The organism is Reyranella sp. CPCC 100927, from assembly GCF_007859315.1.
GTDB lineage: Bacteria > Pseudomonadota > Alphaproteobacteria > Reyranellales > Reyranellaceae > Vineibacter.
Window position 1 is genome coordinate 1,096,381 of the sequence record NZ_VOHA01000001.1, and the last position, 21,988, is coordinate 1,118,368.

The 21,988-nt window shown below is 65.4% G+C and carries 22 protein-coding genes and 1 tRNA gene; 10 read left to right on the plus strand and 13 right to left on the minus strand.

Annotated elements, in window-relative coordinates; genetic code table 11:
• The first annotated feature begins 52 nt into the window (after nucleotides 1-52).
• From FQU96_RS04980 to FQU96_RS05005, 6 genes are all read left to right on the plus strand, one after another.
• Nucleotides 53-1,090 carry a P1 family peptidase gene (locus FQU96_RS04980; RefSeq protein WP_146539702.1) on the plus strand — a complete coding sequence of 346 codons (1,038 nt, stop codon included), beginning with the start codon at nucleotides 53-55 and terminating at the stop codon, nucleotides 1,088-1,090.
• A gap of 183 nt (nucleotides 1,091-1,273) precedes the next feature.
• Complete coding sequence (locus FQU96_RS04985; protein WP_146539703.1) at nucleotides 1,274-2,794, plus strand: ABC transporter substrate-binding protein; 1,521 nt, start codon at nucleotides 1,274-1,276, stop codon at nucleotides 2,792-2,794.
• A 170-nt stretch (nucleotides 2,795-2,964) separates the two neighbouring features.
• The gene (locus FQU96_RS04990; RefSeq protein ID WP_146539704.1) at nucleotides 2,965-4,131 is read left to right on the plus strand and encodes an aromatic ring-hydroxylating dioxygenase subunit alpha; all 1,167 of its coding nucleotides are present in this window, start codon (nucleotides 2,965-2,967) and stop codon (nucleotides 4,129-4,131) included.
• Nucleotides 4,132-4,190: 59 nt separating this feature from the next.
• Nucleotides 4,191-5,138 carry an ABC transporter permease gene (locus FQU96_RS04995; RefSeq protein WP_146539705.1) on the plus strand — a complete coding sequence of 316 codons (948 nt, stop codon included), beginning with the start codon at nucleotides 4,191-4,193 and terminating at the stop codon, nucleotides 5,136-5,138.
• Nucleotides 5,135-5,977, plus strand: coding sequence for an ABC transporter permease (locus FQU96_RS05000; RefSeq protein ID WP_146539706.1), 843 nt, complete (start codon nucleotides 5,135-5,137; stop codon nucleotides 5,975-5,977). The genes FQU96_RS04995 and FQU96_RS05000 overlap by 4 nt, the downstream gene beginning before the upstream one ends.
• A 222-nt stretch (nucleotides 5,978-6,199) precedes the next feature.
• Nucleotides 6,200-7,300: an LLM class flavin-dependent oxidoreductase gene (locus FQU96_RS05005; RefSeq protein WP_146539707.1), complete on the plus strand. Its 1,101-nt coding sequence runs from the start codon at nucleotides 6,200-6,202 to the stop codon at nucleotides 7,298-7,300.
• Nucleotides 7,301-7,523: 223 nt separating this feature from the next.
• Here the strand turns inward: FQU96_RS05005 and FQU96_RS05010 are convergent, their stop codons facing one another.
• The 5 genes from FQU96_RS05010 to FQU96_RS05030 form a co-directional block, all read right to left on the minus strand.
• Nucleotides 7,524-9,377 carry a sigma-54-dependent Fis family transcriptional regulator gene (locus FQU96_RS05010; RefSeq protein WP_146539708.1) on the minus strand — a complete coding sequence of 618 codons (1,854 nt, stop codon included), beginning with the start codon at nucleotides 9,375-9,377 and terminating at the stop codon, nucleotides 7,524-7,526.
• Between the two features lie 110 nt (nucleotides 9,378-9,487).
• Complete coding sequence (locus FQU96_RS05015; RefSeq protein WP_146539709.1) at nucleotides 9,488-10,381, minus strand: DMT family transporter; 894 nt, start codon at nucleotides 10,379-10,381, stop codon at nucleotides 9,488-9,490.
• On the minus strand, nucleotides 10,382-11,284 hold the full coding sequence (locus FQU96_RS05020; RefSeq protein WP_146539710.1) for a DMT family transporter: 903 nt from the start codon (nucleotides 11,282-11,284) through the stop codon (nucleotides 10,382-10,384).
• A gap of 118 nt (nucleotides 11,285-11,402) precedes the next feature.
• Entirely contained in the window at nucleotides 11,403-11,840 is a 438-nt protein-coding gene (locus FQU96_RS05025) for a DUF4864 domain-containing protein (RefSeq protein ID WP_255467850.1), read from the minus strand.
• A 101-nt stretch (nucleotides 11,841-11,941) separates the two neighbouring features.
• Nucleotides 11,942-12,595 (minus strand): hypothetical protein, encoded by a 654-nt coding sequence (locus FQU96_RS05030; RefSeq protein ID WP_146539711.1) that lies wholly within the window; start codon nucleotides 12,593-12,595, stop codon nucleotides 11,942-11,944.
• Between the two features lie 197 nt (nucleotides 12,596-12,792).
• Here FQU96_RS05030 and FQU96_RS05035 point away from each other — a divergent pair.
• A tRNA-Arg gene (locus FQU96_RS05035) sits at nucleotides 12,793-12,869 on the plus strand.
• Between the two features lie 169 nt (nucleotides 12,870-13,038).
• On the opposite strand, the gene FQU96_RS05040 is transcribed toward FQU96_RS05035, so the two are convergent.
• The gene (locus FQU96_RS05040) at nucleotides 13,039-14,001 is read right to left on the minus strand and encodes an alpha/beta hydrolase (protein WP_146539712.1); all 963 of its coding nucleotides are present in this window, start codon (nucleotides 13,999-14,001) and stop codon (nucleotides 13,039-13,041) included.
• Between the two features lie 39 nt (nucleotides 14,002-14,040).
• On the minus strand, nucleotides 14,041-14,988 hold the full coding sequence (locus FQU96_RS05045) for an alpha/beta hydrolase (protein ID WP_146539713.1): 948 nt from the start codon (nucleotides 14,986-14,988) through the stop codon (nucleotides 14,041-14,043).
• Nucleotides 14,989-15,131: 143 nt separating this feature from the next.
• Between FQU96_RS05045 and FQU96_RS05050 the strand changes: the two genes are divergently transcribed.
• The gene (locus FQU96_RS05050) at nucleotides 15,132-16,025 is read left to right on the plus strand and encodes a LysR family transcriptional regulator (RefSeq protein ID WP_146539714.1); all 894 of its coding nucleotides are present in this window, start codon (nucleotides 15,132-15,134) and stop codon (nucleotides 16,023-16,025) included.
• Nucleotides 16,026-16,059: 34 nt separating this feature from the next.
• Here the strand turns inward: FQU96_RS05050 and FQU96_RS05055 are convergent, their stop codons facing one another.
• The 4 genes from FQU96_RS05055 to FQU96_RS05070 all read right to left on the minus strand — a co-directional run bounded on the left by FQU96_RS05055 (nucleotide 16,060) and on the right by FQU96_RS05070 (nucleotide 18,564).
• Entirely contained in the window at nucleotides 16,060-16,611 is a 552-nt protein-coding gene (locus FQU96_RS05055) for a dihydrofolate reductase family protein (RefSeq protein WP_146539715.1), read from the minus strand.
• Between the two features lie 130 nt (nucleotides 16,612-16,741).
• Complete coding sequence (locus tag FQU96_RS05060; RefSeq protein ID WP_255467851.1) at nucleotides 16,742-17,242, minus strand: SRPBCC family protein; 501 nt, start codon at nucleotides 17,240-17,242, stop codon at nucleotides 16,742-16,744.
• Nucleotides 17,217-17,582 (minus strand): metalloregulator ArsR/SmtB family transcription factor, encoded by a 366-nt coding sequence (locus FQU96_RS05065; protein ID WP_146539717.1) that lies wholly within the window; start codon nucleotides 17,580-17,582, stop codon nucleotides 17,217-17,219. The genes FQU96_RS05060 and FQU96_RS05065 overlap by 26 nt, the downstream gene beginning before the upstream one ends.
• 91 nt (nucleotides 17,583-17,673) lie before the next feature.
• Complete coding sequence (locus FQU96_RS05070) at nucleotides 17,674-18,564, minus strand: NAD(P)-dependent oxidoreductase (RefSeq protein WP_146539981.1); 891 nt, start codon at nucleotides 18,562-18,564, stop codon at nucleotides 17,674-17,676.
• A 130-nt stretch (nucleotides 18,565-18,694) separates the two neighbouring features.
• Between FQU96_RS05070 and FQU96_RS05075 the strand changes: the two genes are divergently transcribed.
• Nucleotides 18,695-19,588: a LysR substrate-binding domain-containing protein gene (locus FQU96_RS05075; protein WP_146539718.1), complete on the plus strand. Its 894-nt coding sequence runs from the start codon at nucleotides 18,695-18,697 to the stop codon at nucleotides 19,586-19,588.
• A gap of 9 nt (nucleotides 19,589-19,597) precedes the next feature.
• Here FQU96_RS05075 and FQU96_RS05080 read toward each other — a convergent pair whose 3' ends face one another.
• Nucleotides 19,598-20,302, minus strand: a complete 705-nt coding sequence (locus tag FQU96_RS05080; RefSeq protein ID WP_146539719.1) for a glutathione S-transferase family protein — start codon at nucleotides 20,300-20,302, stop codon at nucleotides 19,598-19,600.
• A 28-nt stretch (nucleotides 20,303-20,330) separates the two neighbouring features.
• The gene (locus FQU96_RS05085; protein ID WP_218574599.1) at nucleotides 20,331-20,807 is read right to left on the minus strand and encodes an ester cyclase; all 477 of its coding nucleotides are present in this window, start codon (nucleotides 20,805-20,807) and stop codon (nucleotides 20,331-20,333) included.
• A 90-nt stretch (nucleotides 20,808-20,897) separates the two neighbouring features.
• On the opposite strand from FQU96_RS05085, the gene FQU96_RS05090 reads away from it, so the two are divergent.
• Nucleotides 20,898-21,917 carry a GlxA family transcriptional regulator gene (locus tag FQU96_RS05090; protein WP_146539720.1) on the plus strand — a complete coding sequence of 340 codons (1,020 nt, stop codon included), beginning with the start codon at nucleotides 20,898-20,900 and terminating at the stop codon, nucleotides 21,915-21,917.
• Nucleotides 21,918-21,988 lie beyond the last annotated feature (71 nt).

The following is a 21,988-nucleotide window of genomic DNA, read 5'->3' on the forward strand; positions in this document are numbered from 1 at the left end:
CTCTTGTGCATGATGCCGTGGGCGCGCGATGCGTCCTACAGATGAGGTCTCGATGCTGCAACCCGGCCCGCGCAACCTGATCACCGACGTCGATGGCATCCTGGTTGGCAATGCCGACGATCATCGCGTGCGATCGGGCACCACGGTTGTCTTGTGCGAGCAGCCGGCCTGCGCCGCGGTCGACGTGCGCGGCGGCGCGCCGGGCACACGCGAGACCGATCTGCTGGATCCGGTGTGTCGGGTCGACGCGATCGATGCCATTGCGCTGTCGGGCGGCTCGGCATTCGGGCTGTCGGCGGCGGATGGCGTCATGAAGTGGCTGCGCGAGCACGGGCGCGGCATACCGGTGGGGCCGATCGCGGTGCCCATCGTGCCGACCGCGATCCTGTTCGACCTGCTCAACGGCGGCGACAAGGACTGGGCCTGGCCGCCCTATCGCGAGCTGGGGCATGCCGCCACGGCAGCCGCATCCAAGGATTTCGCCCTGGGCAACGCCGGCGCCGGCCTGGGCGCCAAGGCCGGCAACCTCAAGGGCGGGCTGGGCAGTGCGTCCGCGGTCGACGTGCAGAGCGGCCTGCAGGTCGGCGCCCTGGTCGCCGTCAACGCCCGCGGCTTCACGACCATGGGTGACCTGCCGCAGTTCTGGGCCTGGGCGCTGGAGCAGGGCAGCGAGTTCGGCGGCTTGCCGCCGCCACCGCGCGGCCTGGAATTGCGCGTCTCGCATCGTCGCGGCGAGCTTACGCACGATGATGTCAGGCCGGCCGAGGCCGCAGCCGATGACCCGCGCGGCAACACCACCATCGCGGTGGTCGCCACCAATGCCCGGCTCGACAAGGCGACCTGCCGCCGGCTGGCCGTGATGGCCCAGGACGGGCTCGCGCGTGCCATCCGGCCCGTGCATACGCCGCAGGATGGCGACTCCGTCTTCGCGCTGGCCACCGGCCAGCTGGGGCAGACGATGGATCCCCTGATGATCGCCGAATTGGGCACCCTGGCTGCCGACTGCCTGGCCCGGGCCGTCGCACGCGCGATCTACCACGCCCGTACGCTGGGCGGCTTCCCCAGCTGGCAGGAGATGTTCGGGCGTTGATTTTTGGACCGCGCGCGTCCACGCGCGCATCATGGTCGCCCTGCGCTGACGCTTCGGGCGAATGCGCGCGTCCACGTGCGCGGTCCAAAAGAAGCCATCCCATTGGCCGCCTGCGAGCGGCTTGTTATGGTCGGCGTCCGGAATGGCCGCGCCTGGAGACGGCACCGTCAGATGGAGGCATAGATGAGCGACTTCACCCGCCGGCAGCTGGGCGGACTTCTCGGCGGGGCCAGTGCCCTGGCGCTGCTGGGCGCAGCGCCGCAGGCGTGGGGGCAGGCGCCGGTGCGCGCCAAGGACGGCGTCGTGGTGATCGGCATGCCGCTGGAGCCGCCGGTGCTGGACCCCAACCTCAATGCCGCCTCGGCGGTGCGCGAGATCACCTATCAGAACATCTACGAGAGCCTGACCCGCATCGACAGCAAGGGCGCCATCATTCCCGGCCTGGCCGAGAGCTGGACCGTGTCGGAGGACGGCCAGCAGTTCGTCTTCAAGCTGCGGGCCGGCGTGAAGTACCATGACGGCGAGCCGTGTACGGCGGACGACGTGAAGTTCTCGCTTGATCGCCTGTCGGCGCCCGATTCGACCGCCCCTGGCAAATCGCTCTACGCCACCATCAAGAGCGTCGACGTCGTGGATCCCACCACGGTGCGCGTGACGCTGAAGGGCCCCGACGCCTTCTTCCTGTACAATGTCGGTATCGGCGATGCCGCCATCATGGGACGCAAGAGCGCTGCCACCAACGGCACCAAGCCGATCGGCACCGGCCCCTTCATGTTCAAGGAGCGCAAGGAGGGCGACTCGGTGACCCTGGTCAAGGCACCGACGTATCGCGATCCCGGATCCATCAAGCTCAACACGCTGATCTTCAAGATCATCAAGGACCCGGCGGCACAGGTCAACGCGTTGAAGGCCGGCGACGTCGACACCATCGCCGGCTTCCAGTCGCCCGAGCAGGTCAACCAGATCAAGGCCGATGGGCGCTTCACGGTCGTCATCGGTTCGACCGAGGGCGAGACGATCCTCGCCACCAACAACGCCAAGAAGCCGATGAGCGACCTGCGGGTGCGCCAGGCCATCGCGCACGCCATCAACCGCGAGGATCTGATCGCCGGCGAGAACGGCTTCGCCTTGCCGATCGGCAGCCACTTCCCGCCGCACCATCCGGCCTATGTCGATCTCACCAAGACCTATCCGTTCGACATCGCCAAGGCCAAGAAGCTGCTGGCCGAGGCGGGCTATCCCAACGGCTTCGAGGCCAGCCTGAAGCTGCCGCCGGTGGGTTACGCCCAGCGGTCGGGCGAAATTATCGTCAGCCAGCTCGGCAAGATCGGCATCAAGCTGACGATCACGCAGCTGCAGTGGCCGCAATGGCTGCAGGAAGTGTTCAAGGACTTCAACTACGACTTCACCATCGTGGCCCATACCGAGGCCAACGACTTGGACCGCTATCGCCGCGACGGCTACTACTGGGGCTACAACTCCCAGGCCTTCAAGGACAACTGGGCGGCCGTGGTGAAGGAGGTCGACCCCGCCAAGCGCACCGAACTCCTGAAGAAGGCGCAGAAGATCATCGCCGACGACGCCGTGAACGGTTTCCTGTTCCAGCTCGTCCGGGTCGGCGTCTGGAACAAGAACCTGATGGGCATGTGGGACAACTCACCCACGCCGGCGATCGACATGACGGCGGTCTACTGGAAGGTGTAGCCTTCCTGGGAGCGCGGGCGTCTCGCCCGCATCAGGTCGGGCGAAAAACAAAACTTTCACCTTGATGCGGATCAGAGGCCCGCGCTCCCAGGGGTATTGCCCTATGGTGACATGAAATCTAATTTATATTAGATAGATAGGTGATTGGACGATCAGCAAGGGAGGGCGACATGGATGCCCAGACCGAACGGCAGCTCGGCGAGCGGGTTGGTGCTGCGCTCGATGCCAACACTAATGGCCCGGCGGCAGCCGAGTACCGACAGCCGATTACCCATTACATCGACCGCGATCACCTGGCGCGTGAGCGCGACCTGCTGTTTCGCCGGCAGCCGCTGATCGTGGCGGCGTCGAGCGAGTTCGAGAAGGCGGGCGACTTCCGCACGATGGAGCTCGACGGCGTTTCGGTCCTGATCGTGCGCCAGCGCGATGGATCGCTGCGCGCCTTCCACAATGTCTGCCGCCACCGCGGCACGCGCGTCGTCGACGAGGAGGCGGGCTGCCGGCCGACCTTCACGTGCAAGTTCCACTCCTGGGTCTATGGCGCCGACGGTGCGTTGCGCCACGTGCCCGGTGCGGAGGGCTTCACCGGCATCGACCGGGCCGAGCACGGGTTGACACCCGTGCCGGTCGCCGAACGCCACGGCCTGGTGTGGCTCGGCCCCATGGTCGGGGATCCGGTCGACATCGATGCCTTCCTCGGGCCCGTGGGCGACATGCTGGCCGATTTCCACATCGGCCGCGGCGGCGTCTTCCGCTTCCAGCGCTTCGCCGAGGCGATGAACTGGAAGCTGGTGATCGATACGTTCCTCGAAATCTACCACGTGCCGTACCTGCACGCGAAAACCATCGCGCCCTACATCGAGGGGCGTGGCGGCGTGAACGACGTGTTCGGTCGTCACGGCCGCTTCCTGGCGCCGCGCGCCTCCTACGACGCCGTTCGCCAACAGCCGATGCAGCCGGGCGACTTCACGCGCCACGTGATCGTCATCCATCGCATCTTCCCCAACGCCATCGTGATCTGGAACCGCGATCACTTCGAACTCTGGACCTCGGTTCCCGACGGCAATGATCCCGACCGCTGCATCGTGCGGCTGTGGCTGATCACCACCGAGCGGCAGGTCGCCGAGGCCGATCGTGCCACCTGGGACAAGAACTGGGACATCACCTTCAACACGGTGCAAAGCGAAGATTTTCCCATGGCGCGCACCATCCAGCGCGGCTTCCACAGCGGGGCGCAGACCCACGTCGTGTTCGGTCGCAACGAGAAGGGCCTGCACGATTTCCACGAGTCGCTGCGGCTGGCCCTGGAGCAGCCCTACGCCGCTGCCGCCGAATGAAGCGTTCGGGTGCAATGAAACGTTGAGCCGTCGGGCATTCGCCGGCATTTTACCGGTGCATGCTCGATTTTCTCCTGCGCCGGCTGGTGGCCGCGCTCCTGACTCTGGCGCTGGCCACAGCAGTGGTGTTCCTGGTGCTGGAGGTCCTGCCCGGCGATCCGGCGTTGGTGATGCTGGGCACCGAGGCACGTCCCGATACGCTAGCCGCGCTGCATGCCAAGCTGGGCTTCGACCGGCCGGTGTATGAGCGCTACATCCGCTGGATCGCCAGCCTGCTGACGTTCGATCTCGGCAACAGCTACGCCTACGGCACGCCGGTGTCGAAGCTGATCCTCGACCGTATCGTCGTCACCCTGCCGCTGGGTGCCTTGGCGCTATCCTTCGCCCTTTGCGTCGCCATTCCGTTGGGCGTGTTCGCCGCGTCCCGGCGCGGCCAGGCGTCGGACTGGCTGGTGATGGGCTTCGGCCAGCTCGGCATCTCCATTCCCAACTTCTGGTTCGGGATCCTGCTGGCTCTGATCTTCGCCGTGGGCTTGAAGCTGTTCCCGGCCGGCGGCTTTCCGGGCTGGGGCGCCGATGCCTGGGGCTCGCTGCATGCGCTGATCCTGCCGGCACTCTCGCTCAGCCTGCCCGAGATCGCAATCCTGTCGCGGGTCACGCGCTCGTCGATGCTCGATACGCTGCGCGAGGACTATGTGCGCACGGCCCGGGCCAAGGGCGTTGCCGAGCGTGATGTCCTGATGCGCCATGCGCTGCGCAACGCGCTGGTGCCCATCGTCACCATCGCCGGCCTGATGGCGGGTTTCCTGCTGGCCGGCGCCATCATCGTGGAGACCGTGTTCTACCTGCCCGGCGTGGGCAAGCTGGTCTTCGACGCCATCAACAACCGCGACCTGATCGTGATCAAGAACGTGGTGATCCTGCTGACGGCAGTGGTTCTGGCCGTGAACCTGATCGTCGACGTGATCTATGTCATTCTCGACCCGCGCCCCAAGGTGAGCGTATGAGTGCCTTCTGGTCGCGGGCGCGACACCACACCGGCTTCCTGATCGGTGCCGCGCTGGTTCTGCTGGTGGCGCTGACGGCGCTGCTGTCGCTGGTGTGGACGCCGCATCCATATGACGACCTGCGCATGGCGATGAAGCTCAAGCCGCCGGATGCAACGTGGCCACTGGGCACCGACCATCGCGGTCGCGATGTGCTGTCGCGCATCATGGTGGGGGCACAGACCTCGATCACCGTCGGCCTGATCGCGGTGTCCATCGGCATGGTGCTGGGTGTCTGCCTGGGGGCCTGGGCGGCGGCGCGTCGCGGCTGGCTCGATGAGCTGGTCTCGCGGATGAACGACCTGATGTTCGCCTTTCCGGCTGTGCTGATGGCGATCCTGATCACGTCGGTGTTCGGCGCCAGCGCCACCAACGCCATCCTCGCCATCGGCATCTTCAACATCCCGGTGTTCGCGCGGGTCACACGCGGCGCGGCATTGACGATGTGGGGACGCGATTTCGTGCGAGCCGCCTCGGCGCTGGGGCTGGGGCCGTTCACCATCACCGTGCGGCATGTGCTGCCCAACATCGCCAGTGTGTTGCTGGTGCAGGCCACCATCCAGTTCGCCACCGCGATCCTTGCCGAGGCCGGCCTGAGCTATCTCGGCCTGGGTGCGCAGCCACCGGTGCCGTCCTGGGGCCGCATGCTCTACGACGCCCAGACCTATCTCTACGACGCGCCCGGCCTGGCGATCTATCCGGGCCTCGCGATCGCGATCACCGTACTGGGCCTCAACATGTTGGGTGACGGCCTGCGCGATCTGCTCGATCCGCGCCTGCGCCTGATGCGTGTGGGGTGAGCCGCGCGCATCGATCCCGCCGTCTCACGGGTGATGAGACAGTCTCACGAGAATGAGACGGTGATCGCCATCGGCGCGGACTTGCGGGCTCGCGATTGAGAAGAAGAATCAGCACTTTATCCAGTGCCTCCACCGTTGCTCCCGACTGGCACGACACTTGCCAACCAAGGCGGGTGCGCACCTGCGCATCACATGGCGTGCCGCAACAGCGGGAGGAAAACGATGGAACTTGGCTACTTCACGATGCCGTCGCATCCACCGGAGTGTGGACTGAAGGAGGGGCATGACTGGGACCTGCAGGTCCTGCGCTGGCTCGACGAACTCGGCTATCAGGAAGCGTGGATCGGCGAGCACCACACGGCGCCGTGGGAGCCGCATCCGGCGCCCGACCTCCTGGTTGCGCAGGCGTTCCTGCAAACCAAGAACCTGCGCATCGGTCCCGGCGGCTTCCTGTTGCCCTACCATCACCCCGCCGAACTGGCTAATCGCGTGGCCATGCTGGATCACCTGTCCAACGGCCGGTTGAATTTCGGCGTCGCGGCCTCGGGCCTGCCCAGCGACTGGGCGATGTTCAATGTCGACGGCATGTCCGGGCAGAACCGGGACATGACCCGCGAGGCGCTGGAGATCATCCTCAAGCTGTGGTCCGAACCGGCGCCGTTCAAATACGAGGGCAAGTACTGGACCGTGTCGAAGCCGGAGCGGATGTTCGACCTCCTGCAGCCGCACCTCAAGCCGGTGCAGGCACCGCATCCGCCGATCGGCGTCGCCGGCCTGTCCAAGAATTCCGATACCTTGAAGCTGGCCGGGGAGCGCGGGTTCATTCCGATGAGCCTCAACCTCAATCCCGCCTATGTCGCCAGCCACTGGGAGTCGGTCGAAGCCGGCGCCGCCAAGGCCGGACGCAAGGCGGACCGCAGGGACTGGCGGCTCGTGCGCGAGGTGTTCGTTGCCGATACCGACGAAGAAGCCTGGAAGCTGTCGACCGGCGACATGATGGGCCGGATGATGCGCGAGTACTTCCTGCCGCTGCTCGGCAATTTCGGCTTCAAGGACTATCTGAAGCATGCGCCTGACGTGCCGGACAGCGACATCACGGTGGAGTATTGCGCGCGCCGCAACTGGATCATCGGCTCACCGGCGACCGTGGCCGAGAAGATCGACACCATCTATCGCGAGGTGGGTGGCTTCGGCGTGCTGTGCGTTTTCGGCTTCGACTACAAGCACAAGCCCGACGCGTGGCGCCGTTCGCTCGAACTGCTGAAGAACGAGGTGATGCCGCGCCTCAAGCATCTCGGTGCCGACCTGGTGAAAGCGGCATGACATCCCGGGAGCGCGGGCGTCCCCGCGCTCCCAGGCAACCGCATATCGTCACGCACAACCTCATCCTGAGGAGCCGGCGCAGCCGGCGTCTCGAAGGATGGGCTGCAGTCGCGGTTTGTGTGATAGCCCACCCTTCGAGACGCTCGCTACACTCGCTCCTCAGGGTGAGGTCAGTGCCATATGCAATGGCGCCGCCCGCGCTCCCAGCGCAGCGGAACGTGCTCTAGCTGTCGAGCTTGATCTTCAGACCCTTGATCTTGCGATAGAGGGTGGCGCGGCTCATGGCGAGTGCCTGGGCCGCGTCGCCGACGCGTCCGCCATGGTCGCGCAGGGCCTGGACGATGGCGTTGTATTCGGCCATCCCGTGATCCGGCTCGGCGCGACCACCGCCGGGCACGGGGGGAAGGTCGAGGTCCGCCGCCTCGATGAGGCCATTCTCGGCCGTGCCACCGGCCAGTCGCAGCGCGTAGCGCAACTGGCGAATGTTGCCCGGGAAGGGGTACGACAGCAGCGTTGCCTGGGCGCCGGCGGACAGGCGGCAATGGGGTGCCTCTTCGCGCGCGAGGCGTGCGATCAGGTCGGCCTTGTCGGATCGCTCGCGCAACGCCGGCAGTCTGACCTCGACACCGAGGAGTCGATAGTAGAGGTCGGATCGGAAAGCGCCCGCTTCGACCATCGCGGCGAGATCGCGGTTCGTGGCACTGATCAGGCGGATGTCCACGGGCACCGGCTTTCGTCCACCGAGCGGCCAGACCTCGCGATTCTCCAGGACGCGCAGCAGTCGCGTTTGCAGCGCCAGCGGCATGTCGCCGATCTCGTCGAGAAACAGTGTGCCACCGCTGGCCTGGACGATCAGTCCCTTGGCGCCCTCGCGGCGGGCACCCGTGAAGGCACCGGCTTCATATCCGAACAGTTCCGCATCGATCAGGCTTTCGGGCAACGCGGCGCAATTCAAGGCGACGAAGCTCTTGTTGGCGCGGCTGCTCGCCGCGTGAATGGCGCGCGCGAAGACGTCCTTGCCGGTGCCGGTCTCGCCGCGCAGCAGGATCGGCAGATCGAGGTCCACCACCGCGGTCAGTCGTTTGACGCTCTTGGCCAGCGCCGGATCGCTTCCGGCGAGCGCGCTCAAGGCGGCAATACGTCGAGGCGTGGCTTCAATCGACCGCGTCGCGAAGGCCGGCCGCGCGGCCGGTGGCGTGATGTGCCCGTGCCCGATCAAGGTTCCATCGGCGCGACGGAATTCGATGGCCGCGCTCGGCGTCCGCATGCTGGCGTCGCTCAGCCTGATGAAACGCGATAGGTCGACGCCGGACTCGAAGCCGTTCGTCAAACCCAGGATCGACCGGCCGCGGCGGCAAGCACCGATGATGCGTCGGTCATCGTCATAGGCGATCAACCCCCGGCCGTCGTCTCCCGGCAGCGTCGCGATCCAGGCGTGATCGAAGCGCTTGCGGAAGATCGCGTGCTGGATCCGCCATGTCGCCTCCGACGTGATGGCAAACGCGAGCTGATGCGCGGCGCGATCGAAATCGCCGCGACAGGAGCTGATGTTCACGGCGCCCACCGGCTGGTCGTGGTGATCGAACAGCGGCGTTACCGCACACGTCAGGAATTTCCACTGATCACGGAAATGCTCGTCGCGATGCACCAGGATGGGACGCTGTTCCGCCAGGGCGGTACCAACGCCGTTCGTGCCCTCGAAGGCTTCCGCGAAATTGGATCCCGTATAGATGCCGACCTCGCGGAACGTCGTCTCGTAGTCGCCACCGGGAAGATAGCTGACGAGCACGTTCGCATTGACGTCGGCGAAGTTGACGCAATATCCCGCCTCGCGCAGGACGCGGGCCAGCGCTTCGAGCTCCGGCAGCGCCATTCGGATCAGCTCTTCGACCGGCTCCCGGACGCGGCTGATTTCGGCTTCGGTGAGCGTGTGGGGTGGTCCGCTGCGGGCTGGATCAAGTCGATGGTCGACCAGGCACCGACGCCATGACGCCGCGATCCGCGGGTCGGCATCCGCCCTGTGTTCCGCGGCCGACAAGACCTGGGCCACATGCTTTGAGAACCCGGAGGTGGTCATCCAGCCGTTCCCGCCCTGACTTTCTTGTCCCGACCACACACCGGGCTTCCCCTGTTGTCAATCCGGTATCGTTCGAGCCCAAAGCAGCTGCCGCCTGGCGCCGATGCGCATCAGGTGCGTCGTGCCGATGACGGGATGAGCGCAAGGAACAATGCTGCCACGGCGCAGGTCAGTGCGCCGGCCTGCGGGATGCCAAACGGTTCGCCGTGCACGATGATGCCGCCGGTCATGGCCACGATCGGCACCAGGATCGATGACAGCGCTCCGACCTGCGCCGGCAGCAGCTCGACGATGCGAAACCAGATCAGGGTGCCGATCGCCGTCGGCACGAAGGCGAGGAACGCCACGGCAACCATGACCGTGACGCTGGGCAGGAAGGGATGCAGATCAGCGAAGACGAAGGCACCGATCACGATCGGCACGGCGCCGATGGCGAGCTGCCAGGCTGTCAGCGCCAGCGGATGCATCCCGCCCCAGTCGGTGCGTTTGTTGATCAGGGTGCCGCAGGCCCAGCCGATGCCGGCCAGCAGGCTGAAGCCGATGCCGAATGGTGCGCCGGCCAGCCGCGTGAGGTTGGGCCATGCCAGCAGCGCCACGGCGCCGGCACCGAATGCCAGGGCCAGTGCCACGCGGCCGGTCAGCGGCTCGCGCAGGAACGTGATCGAGATCAGCGCTGCCCACAGCGGCATGGTGTAGCCGAGCACGGCGGCCTGGCCGGACGGGATGTAGAGAATGGCCGCCGTCGCTGCCAGGTACCAGGCGGTGATGTTGCCCAGCGCAGCGGCGATCAGGGGCCGCCAGCGGCCCGGCGGTACGGTCATGGGGATGCCACGCAGGCGTACCACCAGGAACATCAGCAGCGCGGCGCCGCTCACGGCCAGCGCGCGAAACGTCCATACCGAGAGTTCGCGCAGCACCAGGTTGAACATCGGCCAGCTGCCGCCCCACAGCAGGGCCAGTGCCGGCAGCAGCAGCATGGCGCTGCGCGAGCGCGGCGCCATCATCTAGGCGCGCACCGGTGCGGCGGCGCGCGGCGGCACCAGGGCCAGCCACAAGGCGGCGACCGTGCAGGCGAGTGCCGCGATCTGCAGTGGTCCCATCGGCTCGCCGAACAGCAGCACACCGGCAATGACGGCGACCACCGGGATGGAAACGGACGACAGGCCCGCGACCTGCGCCGGCAGCAGGTGGACCAGCGTGAACCAGATCGCCGTGCCGATCGACATCGGGATCAGCGCGATATAGAGCGACACGCCGATCACCAGCGGACTCACGCGTGGCCAGGCGCCGTCGAACAGGAAGAAGCCGGCGATGATCGGCGGCAGGCACAGCAGCATCTGCCATGCCGTGAGCGCCAGCCCCATGCCGCCCCAGTTGGTGCGTTTCACGATCACGGTGCCGACCGCCCAGGCGAGGCCGGCACCCAGGCCGGCGGCCAGGCCCAACGGCGCGCCGGCGTAGGCGCCGAAATTGGGAATCATCAGGAAGACCACGGCGGCAACGCCCATCACGATCGCAACCAGCATGCGCAGCGTGAAGCGCTGGCCCAGGAAGATCGCCGACAACGGCGCCAGCCACAGCGGCATGCTGTAGGCGAGGATCGAGGCCTGGCCCGATGGCAGGTAGACCACGGCCAGTGCCGTGGCCATGTTCCAGATCGTCATGTTGCCGATCGAGGCCGCCAGCAGCGGCCACCACAGGTGGCGCGGCACGGCGAGCCGCTCGCCGCGCAGCTTGGCGGCGGCGAACAGGGCCGCCGATGCGATCGCGACCACCAGGGTGCGGAAGCTCCACACCGAGAGTTCGCTGAGCGCGACGCGAAACAGCGGCCAGTTGGTGCCCCATAACAGGGTCAGGAGGACCAGCAGCACGATCGCCCTGGTCGGCGGTGCGGAGCGATCGGTCATCGTGGGGAAATGGCCAGTGGCGGCGTCTTGGGTTACCGCCCGACCCTAGGGGTATGGCCTTGCGGCGTCCACCATGGCCGCCGCATGGCTCTTATCCTTCCCGCGCAGCGTGCATGCCTTATGCCGACTGCTCTTCCGGCGCGCCCAGCGCGCAGCCGGCGATGCGCCAGGTACCGTCGGGCTGCTTCTCCATGGTGTAGAAGGCCGTCACGGCGCGCCCGTCCGGACCCACGATATGCACCTTCTGGACGATCAGATCGCCGACCAGGCTGATATCGCCGAAACGATAGGCCTGCGGCCGGTAGACCGGCTGATAGCCGCCCCGCACCATGGCCATGAACTGATCGACGGTGCCGAACATCTGCTGGATCGCGGGCGCCGCATGGGCGAAGGCCGCTGCGCCATCGTCGCGGCGAAATGCCGCGATCTGGCTGTCGATGACGGTGCGGATCGCGGCGCTGTCGGCGGCATCCGGTGGTTCGGCGGCGCGCGCGGCCGCGCCGGCCCATCCCAGTGCCAGCAGCAGCCACAGGCCGATCAAGGTTCGACGCATCATGCCGCGCTCCCCCGTCGTTGCCTTCAGGGTACGCCGGCGACGCGTCAACGGTCGCACGTGACGCGATCACATGGCGGTGAGAGCCGGAATGGCGTGCGCCGTCAGCGGCCAGCGCCACCGGCGGTGCGCAGGGTGCCCGGGCGGCCGGCGTTGACCGCGTAGCCCAGCGCCGCCAGGGTCGGTCGTTCCGTCATCAGGAAGGTGCTCTGCCGGGCGATCTCGCCGTCGATCTCGCCGGCCAGGCGCCGCAGTTCCTGCCGCGTGCGGTCGGCCTCGCTCTCGCTGGTGCGCGCGGCGCGGCGGTCGGGAGCAGGGCGCGTGGCGACGGGTACAGCGGCGACCGTCGTCACCTGTTGTCTGACCTGGGCTGCCAGCGCATCGAGCTGGCCGAGGTTGGCGGTGATCGTGTCGAGATGGCCTTGGGCTGCGTTCCAGCGTTCCACCAGGTCGCGATTGGCCGGCGTCGTACCGGCCTGCAGGCGGCCATTGATGGCGGCGATCGCGATGCTGTAGCCCTCCGTTTCGCTGGCGGTCGACCGGCGCAAGGCATCGAGGCGGTCGGCGTGCTGGGCCACGATCCCTGATGGCGCGGTCCCGTCGGCCCGCACCGGGCCGGTCCGGCCGCCGCCGAGCGCCGGGGGCGGACGGTCGCCGCCGTCGGCGCAGGCTGCCAGCGCCGCCAGGAGCGCGGCGGCACCGAGAGCTCTCCGGAATCGTTTGTGAACAGACACGTCGATGGGACAGGGAGTCAGCATGAACCCAGCGTACCGCGCAAAATGTGGCGGAATCAGCTCTTTGAACCCCGACATCGTGGGGCCTGGTCGACCAGCCACCGGACCGCCGATTTCCGTTCACCGGGGCGCAGTCGCCGCTTGCGTCGGCGGGGTGATTTGAGTAGTTTCCGCCCCTCGCACGGCGACCCTTAACAGCGCCGAGGCGATGCTGTGGCTAGGCGCCCGTAGCTCAACTGGATAGAGCATCTGACTACGGATCAGAAGGTTAGGAGTTCGAATCTTCTCGGGCGCGCCACAGACCGCCGATTGCCCTCCAAAGCCGCCGATAACCACCGAAACTATGACCGCGTGAAGGGCCGGAAGTAGCCCGCGTGCGGAAAGGCCTGGAAACAGCGGCTTTCGGCGGTGAAAAGGTCGAAGCGGCGCGGAAGCCCCGCGCCACGCCGCAGAGAGAAGCACGCCGCCTATTCCGCTGCCTGCGACCGGCTTTCCACGGCCGCATCGCTCAAATGCGTCTTGAAGAACGGCACCAGCTTTTCCAGCGCCAGGCGCACCGGCTCGGGCTTGTCGTAGAGGTCGTAGTGCGACCAACCTTCGACCACGACCAATTCCTTGTCCTTCGAAGCGGCGCGGCCGTAGATTTCCATGCCGTCGCGATAGGCACCGAAACCGCCGGGCTTGTCGCCGAATACCACCATCATTGGCTGGGTCAGCAGCGTTTCGGCGAAGGCGAAGGCATCCCACGCGATCGCGGATGCGGCATGCGAAACCAGCATTCGCGTGCCCGAACCTACAGCCGGACAACGGTTGCGGTAATAATCGGTCGCCTCCAGGACATCGATGTCGGTGATGCCGGCGGCCTTTCCCTGATCCACGCTGGCCGGCAGGAAGATGTTGGCCAGTTCATCGGCCCCTGCGTTCTCGGCGGTGCGCTGAGCCGCCATGCCTTTAAGTGCGCGGACGGGATCGAAACTGCTGAAGCCTTCGCGCATCAGACGTCCGAAGTTCACGCCAGTGATGCTGACGAGCGCCTTGATCCGCTTATCGATGATCGTGGCTTTGATCGAATAGCCACCGCCGCCGCAGATGCCGAGGACGCCGATCCTTTCGGGATCGACATAAGGCAAAGACTGCACGTAATCGATGACGTCGCGATAGTCCTTCACCCGCTGCTCGGGATCTTCGATCCAGCGCGGTTCGCCACCGCTGCCGCCCTGGAAGCTGGCGTCGGGAACGACGACCACGAAGCCGGCCTTCGCGAGCGCCGCGCCATAGATGTTGCCCGAGGTCTGCTCCTTGCAGCTCCCGATGGGGTGGTTCGAAACCACCGCCGAATAGCGCTTGCCGGCGTCGAAGTCGGGTGGAAGCAGGATGTTGGCGGCAATGTCCCAGTACATGCCGGGATTGCGAATCTTCACGGTTTCCATGAGGTTCTCCTTTTCTGTCGGGATGGAAGCATGGCTCCGTTATTCCGCGGCCTGTGCCCTGCCGGCGACTCCCGCCAGCTTCGCCTTGAAGAACGGTGCGAGTACCGACACCGCCTCATCGACAAACGCCTTGCCGTCATAAAGGTCCATGTGATTGGCGCCCTCGACAATATGGAAGGACTTGTCGGTGCTGGCGGCGCGATCGAACAGGTCGTCGCTCATCCACTTGCTGCCAGCCTTGCTACCGGCCACGATCTGAATCGGCTGGGTCAGATAAACGTCCGCCATGTGATAGGCGTCGTAGGTGATGATCTGGTTCAGGCTGCGCAATGTCGCGACGCCGGGCGCGGTGGCGCATTCGGCGCGCGGCGTATGGTAGTATTCCCAGGCCTGACGCAGTTCTTCGTTCGGCGCGTCCTTTTCCGTCAGCGGCGCGAGCGGCATCATGGCGACCGCCGCACCACTGGCGTCCGACGTGCGAGCGTTCGAGCCGGCCTCGACCAGCGACAACGCATCGATGGACTTGATGTTGTTCTCCCAGCCGTTGCGGAACATGGAGCCGATATTGACGGCACTGACCGTGCCGATCGCCTTGATGCGGCGATCCTGGATTGCGGCGTTGGCGGTGTAACCAGCGCCGGCGCAGATGCCCATCGCGCCGATGCGGCCCTTGTCGACGTAAGGCAGCATAGTCAGATAGTCGATCACCGCGCTGACGTCTTCGGTACGAATGTACGGATTTTCAAGCTGGCGCGGCTCGCCGCCACTCTCGCCCTGATAGGAAGCGTCGTAGGCGATGGTGACGAAGCCCTGCTCGGCGAGTTTCTTGGCATAGATGCCGGCCGTCTGTTCCTTCACGCCGCCGCCGGGATGCGAGACGACAATGGCGGGATAGCTATTCTTCTCGTCGAAGCCTGCCGGGAAATTGATCACCGCTGACATGGCGATGGTCTTGTTGTTCGAATTGGCGAAGCTGATCTTGCCCATTTCCGGTTCCTTTCGTTCGCCGTCTCGCGGCTCGCTGCCGCCATTGCGGGGGAAGTCCCCCTTGCTGATGCCAGCAATCTAGGCCACAGCGATTGTGTCGATTAGACAGGCAATTTGTCTTGGGTTTATCATTGAGGTGATAAATGAGGCGGGACGAAATCGCCGATCTGGCCGCCTTCGTCGTGGTCGCCGAAGAGCGCAGCTTCACCAAGGCGGCCGTCCGCCTCGGCATGGCGCAGTCCGCGCTCAGCCAGATCGTGCGGCGGATTGAGGAGCGGCTGGGGCTGCGGCTCTTGTCGCGCACGACGCGCAGCGTGGCGCCCACCGACGCCGGCGAGCGGTTGATCGCGACTCTCGGTCCCATGCTGCATGATCTCGATGCCGCGATCGCCTCATTGGGCGGGTTGCGCGACCGGCCGTCCGGCACCATCCGCCTCACGACGGTCGAACACGCGGCAAAGACTATCCTCGTGCCGGCGATGAAGCGGCTGCTTGCCGACAACCCCGACATTACGGTCGAGATGATCATCGACTACGGGTTGGCGGACGTCGTGGCCGATCGCTTCGACGCCGGTGTCCGCCTCGGCGGCGAGATCGCGAAGGACATGATCGCCATGCGCATTGGGCCTGACATCCCGATGGCGATCGTCGGCGCGCCGGACTATTTCCGCACGCACCCCGTTCCCGCGTCGCCAGCGCAACTGATCGATCATCGTGCCATCAATCTGCGGCTGCCGACGTCCGGCACCCTCAATAGCTGGCGGCTGAAGCGTGGCGGCCGCGATGTTCGCGTGCGGGTCGAAGGGCCGCTGATTCTCAACACCATCGACCTTATCCTCGACGCCGCGCTCGACGGCCACGGGCTCGCCTATCTCCCGCTCGATCAGGTCCAGCATCACTTGGACGGGGGACGGCTGGTGCGGGTGCTCGGCAAGTTCACACCCGATCTTCCGGGCTACCACCTCTACTATCCGCACCGGCGCCACGCCTCGTCGGCCTTTACGCTTCTGGTGGAGACACTGAGGTTTTGCGCGTGAAAGTGATGGCGCCCGATCTGTCGCGGCCCGTTCGCTACCCGCCCACTGCATAAGTCAGGATCACCCCGCCGGTCTTGAGCGATCGCGTGCTTTCGAGGCACATCTTGACCTGCTGGTCCTGTGGCTTGAAGAGGGGACTGCCGCCGCCCAGCACCACCGGAGCGACGCAAACGCGATAATTATCGACGAGCCCGGCGGAAAGGAGCGCGGCGAGCAGATCCGCGCTGCCGAACACGTAGATGTCCTTGCCGTCTTCCGCCTTGAGACCCCTGACCGCTTCGACCGCATCACCCTTCAGGAGCCGCGTGTTGTTCCACGTCGCCGTGTCGAGCGTACGGGTCGCTACCGCCTTTTCGACCGCGTTCATCATGTCGGCCACCGCCCCGGTCGCCGTGGCCCAGTAGCTGGCCATGCCCTCATAGGTCCGCCGCCCGAAAAGCAGCGTGCCGATCTCTCGGCCCTGCTCGAGCGAGAACGCCTCCAACTCGTCCCCCCAGACCGTCTCATGGAAGCCGAGGTCCCACGGGCTCTTGCCCTCGAAGTAACCGTCGAGCGTCATCGCGTTCCAAACCACCAAGCGTCTCATGGCATCTCTCCTCCGCTGGTGTGCCAAACGCCGCCCAACCCGCGATTCTCGCGATCAGACGCACCAGCCCGCGACGGCAGAAACGTCGGCGCGGGCAGGCGCGCGTTGGTCCGGGGTGATTTGGCCCCGTTCAGCCTTTCAGGGCTTCGGCATATCCTGCGAGCTTGTCGAGGGTCTGATAACCGAACTCGACGGCCCCGAATCCGATCGCGCCAGCGCGATGCGCCTTGGTCGGATGCAGCTGACGCAACGTGACGACTGTCTTCCCGTTACTCTGCTCGTCGAAGGTAACGATCGTTCTGAACAGGTTTGGATCGTCATCGATATCGGCGCCGTGGTTCATTTCGAGCAGGTGCGGCGGTTCGATCTTCAGGAACACCACGCGGTTGTCATAGCGCGTGCCGTCGGGACCAACGAAGACGAATCGCCACCGGCCGCCGACTTGAATATCGATCTCGTGCGTTTCGACCTTGAAGCCTTCTGGCCCAAACCACTTCGGCAAATGCTGCGGGTCGGTCCATACCTTGAACACCAGCTCGCGCGGAGCGGCGATGACACGCGAGAGAACGATCTCGCGATCGAGTGCCCACGACTCGAGGGGCGAATTACTTCCGGTGCGCTCTCTTGCCACGCTTTTTCTCCGTTGCTTGCAATTTGAGGACATAGGCCTCCATCCGATCGAGTCGTGCTTCCAGGAGTGCCCGGCGCGCGCTGAGCCACTGCTCGGCGCGCGCGATCGCCTCGGCGGAGACGCAGCACGTCCGCGTTCGGCCAACCTTCTCGGTGGAGATGAGGCCGCTCGCCTCGAGGACCTGCACGTGCTGGACGATCGCCGCCAGCGTCGTCTCGAAGGGCGCGGCCAGCTCGCTCACTGACGCGGGACCTTGTGTGAGCCGATCAAGAACCGCCCGCCGCGTCGGGTCGGAAAGCGCGTGGAAGACGCGGTCGAGCTGCGGCGATTGGTAAAGCATGCGCTTTAGTATCGTCGCCGCAGTGAATAGTCAAGCAGTTCCTTTAGTATTGTGTCGGGCCGCAACGCTTGCCGGGCCGTGCCACGGCAACTCAGCCGCCCGCAACGCGCTTGCGCCGGATCAACTCGAAGACACCTGAAATATCTTCGTCTCCCAATCCGGCGCCGAGCCGCTTGCGGAAGAGGTCCAGCATGGGCGCGAGCAGATCGGTGGCGACGCCCTGCTCGCTGGTGGCAGTGAGGATGTTGGTGAGAGAGGCGGCCTGCATGCCGAGGTTCGACACCACATTGACGCCGTGGTTGCCGCTGTCGATCTTCTCCGCGTATCCGGGCAGCTCGCCCATCATCGCGGTCATCCATGGGCCCAGGAGCTTGAGAAACGCGCCCACGCGGATGCCTTCGGACTCGACAAGCGCGCTGGCGTGAAAGAAGCCCGCGAAAAGGCCATACATGCCGCTGAGAAGCGCGAGGTCATGCAGCGACGCCAGTCCGGCATCCGCACCCAGATAGGTCGCGACGCCAAGCCCCTCGAGCGCACCGGCATGCGCATCGAAGGTCGCCTTCGATCCGCTGTAGAGAATGAGCGCGTGTTCGCCGCCGATCATCGGCGGTGTCGCCATGATGCCGCCGTCGAGATAGGCAGCGCCCAGTCCCGCTGTTCGCTCGGCTGCGGCGCGGGCCTGCGCCGGCGTGCCGTTCGTGAGATTGACCAGCGCGCGGCCGGAGAGCGCTGAAGCCGCGCCGTTGATCACCGAATCCGACGCGGCGTAGTCCAGCACGCACATCACGGTGACGTCGCTCGCGGCGATGGCCTGAGCGGCGGACGTCACCTCGCGCGCCCCTTGGGCTGCCAGGGCGGCGGCTTTGCCGGGTGTGCGGTTCCAGACCGTGACCGTGTGGCCTTGTTGAACAAAGCGGGCGGCCAGTGCCTGTCCCATGGCCCCGAGGCCGAGGATCGAGATGTTGGTCATGTCCGTGTGCATCTTCCTGTGGTCGGCGTTTTCTGGGCCCACCCTATGGTGGTGGGTCGCCAAGAGATGCAGTATTGGACGATGAAGCAGTAGAGGGCTATCTGTGGACCTATCGTCCATATATATGAACGATGAGCGACAGATGCTGAATCTCAATGATCTCCACGTTTTCGTTCAGGTGGTGAACCATGGCGGGTTCGCTGCGGCTGGTCGCGCGCTGGGCATCTCCAAGTCCACGCTCAGCAAACGGCTCTCCGAGTTGGAAAAGGCGATCGGCGTGCGCCTGATCCAGAGGACCTCGCGCAGTTTCATCGTGACCGAGATCGGTCAGGATTTTCATCGCCATGCCGCCGCGATGCTCATCGAAGCCGAGGCGGCGGAGCATGTCATCAAGGGGCGTCTGGCGGAGCCAAGCGGAACCGTGCGGATCACGGCATCGCTGCCAATCGCTCAATTCCGTTTGGCGCCCCTGCTTCCACGTCTCGCCATGGACTATCCGAAGGTTCGTATCATGCTCGACGTCTCCGACAGATTCGTAGACATCGTGCAGGAAGGCTTCGACATCGCCATCCGCAACCACTTCGCTCCGTTGCCCGATACGGATCTGGTCCAGCGTCGCATCCATTACGACCCCGCGTGGCTCGTCGCGTCGGCCGATTACATTGGGGAAAAGGGCATGCCGTCTCGACCCGAGGAAGCGAACGGGCTCGATGGGCTCATGGCATCGTCGTCGGACAGGGTCTGGACGCTTCGCGACGGCGAAGGCGCGGTTGCTGAGGTCACGCCATCGCCGCGCTATGTCGCGAACGAAACCGTGTCCCTGCGGGAAGCCGCCAGGGCGGGGCTCGGCGTGGCTTGCCTGGCGGGCAGCTTCTGCGCGCCGCTGATTGAATCCGGAGCGCTTGTCCGCATTCTACCAGGCTGGACGGCGCGTGGCGTGATCACGACGCTGCTGATGCCGCATCGTCGCGGGCAGCTGCCCTCCGTTCGGGTGGTTGCCGACCACCTGATCAATGGACTCTCGCAGCGGCCATAACGTGCTCGCTCACGGGCCGGCCTCGAGGTCGACACCCCATGCAAGGCATTCCATGCCGCGCTGCACGCGCGGACGTGCGGCGAGGCGCTCCATCCAGGCGACGATATTGGGGTTGTCCTTGTCGATCGCGGGCTGACGGGCCTGAAGACCGGGCCATATGCTTTCGAACCAGGCATAGGTTGCAAAATCGGCGATGCTGAGATCACCCGCCATGAACGCCTGGCCTTCAAGGAGTGACTCAAGCACCGACACCAACCGCGCCGTCTCTTTCGTGAAGCGCCGGAGCGGATAGGAATAGACCTCAGGCGCCATTGTCGCGCGAAGGTAGGCATTGACGCGCGGGCTCTCGGGGTTGGTTGCCGCGACAAAATGAGCAAGGTTGCCGAATGTCGGCCCAACGCCGCTCATCTGCCACATCAGCCAGTGCAGGCCGCGATAACGATCAGGCCCGGATGCCGGCAGGAACCGTCCGGTCTTTTCGGCGAGATAGATGAGGATTGCGCCGCTTTCGGCGACCACGACCGGTCCGCCCGGACCCTCAGGGTCGATGATGGCCGGGATGCGCCCATTGGGATTGATCTTGAGAAAGGCATCATCCTTTTGCTGATGCTTGAGGAGGTTTACCGGCTTGATGACGTATGGAAGTTCGCACTCCTCCAGCATCACGGAAACCTTGCGCGCGTTCTGGGTGCTCCAGGTATAGAATTCGATCATCGGCTGCGCCCTTCTGCACGATGGGGGCTTAGTGGGCGGGGTGGAAGGCTGCGAGCGGAACGCCGCACTGACGGCAGAGGCTTGCCAGGTCGAAGTTGAAGCTTTCCCAGATCACGCGGCCGTCCCTGAAGCGGAACAGGATGAAGACGGGAACACTGGCGCGCGCGCCATTGGGGGTTTGTCCTCCCGGATTGCCTGAAAGCGTGAGGTGGATCGTCCCCCAGGCAATCAACGTGTCGCCACTGACGGCCTGATCATCCAGGGTCACGGAATAGTCGGGGAAGAGCGAAAAGAAGCCTTTCAGTGCGGCCCGGATCTGTGTCGCGCCGGCGCGGCGCGAGCCCAGGGGAGGCGCTTCGAGCACACCATCCGGGTGATAGACGTCCATCGCCGCCTCGATATCCTGGCGGCTCTTGGCCGTGGCGAGCGCATTGGCGATCCGGATCATCTCGGCAGGAGGGGGAGAGGATTCAGGGGCCGGCGTGGGGTGATCGGTCGTCGTCATGGGCATCTCCTGTCAGGTCGGGGCGCAACTTGACGGCGTCCATTTGATGACGATAGTGGCCTATATGACATATTATGTGTGGAATGGGCCATGATGGACCAAGCAACGGATGTCGTCATTCTGGCGGTCGACGGCTGCATCGGCTCGACCGTCCATGGCCTGCTGGACGTCTTTGCATGCGCCAATGCCTGCGCTTCCGAACGCGCGGCATCGGCCGTGCCGTTTGCCGTCCGCGTCATCTCGGCGGATGGCAAGCCGGTGCGCAGCTATAATGGTCAGGCAATCACTGTCGGCGGCGGTCTGGGGCCAGGAGCGGATGCGGACGTCATCCTGCTCGCCCCCGTGATGCCCGCGACCCTATCGCGCGCGGCCATCTCTTCCAGGATCGAGCCTCTGGACACGTTGAGCCCATGGTTGCGCGCGCAATCGGAAAGAGGCGCATGCATCGCGACATCATGCACCGGCAGCTTCCTGCTCGCCGAAGCGGGGCTTCTGAATGGCAAGGTGGCGACCACCCATTGGCGCGCGGCGCAGGCGTTTCGCGAGCGCTATCCCGAGGTTGTGCTGCGCGAGAGCGAACTCGTCACGCAGGACGGCAACCTTGTGTGCAGCGGTGGTGCCTTGTCCTATATCGATCTTGCCCTTCACCTCATACGGCGTTTCGCCGATCCATCGCTCGCATTTCAGTGCGCCCGAATGCTGGTCTTCGATCCCGGCCGCGACCGCCAGTCACCCTATCTGGCGTTCGAACCGCACAAGGGCCACGGCGACAAGACTGTTCTGAGGGCGCAGGAATGGCTTGAAACCAACTATTGGCGCGACATCGACGTCGAATCGATGGCCGGCCTTCTGGGCATGAGTTCGCGCAACTTTAAACGCCGGTTCAAAGCGGCCTGCGGCGAGCCCATGACAAGCTACCTCCAACGCACACGGATCGCAGCTGCCTGCGACCGGCTGGTTGCGAGCGATGCCCCGATCCAGCAGATCATTTTCGACGTGGGCTATGTCGATGCCAGTTCCTTTTGCCGCCTGTTCAAGGATTCGACGGGCATCACCATGGGCGAATATCGCAAACGGTTTCAGCCGGAAGCACCGGTCAACCCTGGCTAGGTGAGGGCGCGCACCATCTCAAGGGAACGGCCGGTTGCGCCCGCCGTTGTGCCGGTGGATGCAGCACGGAG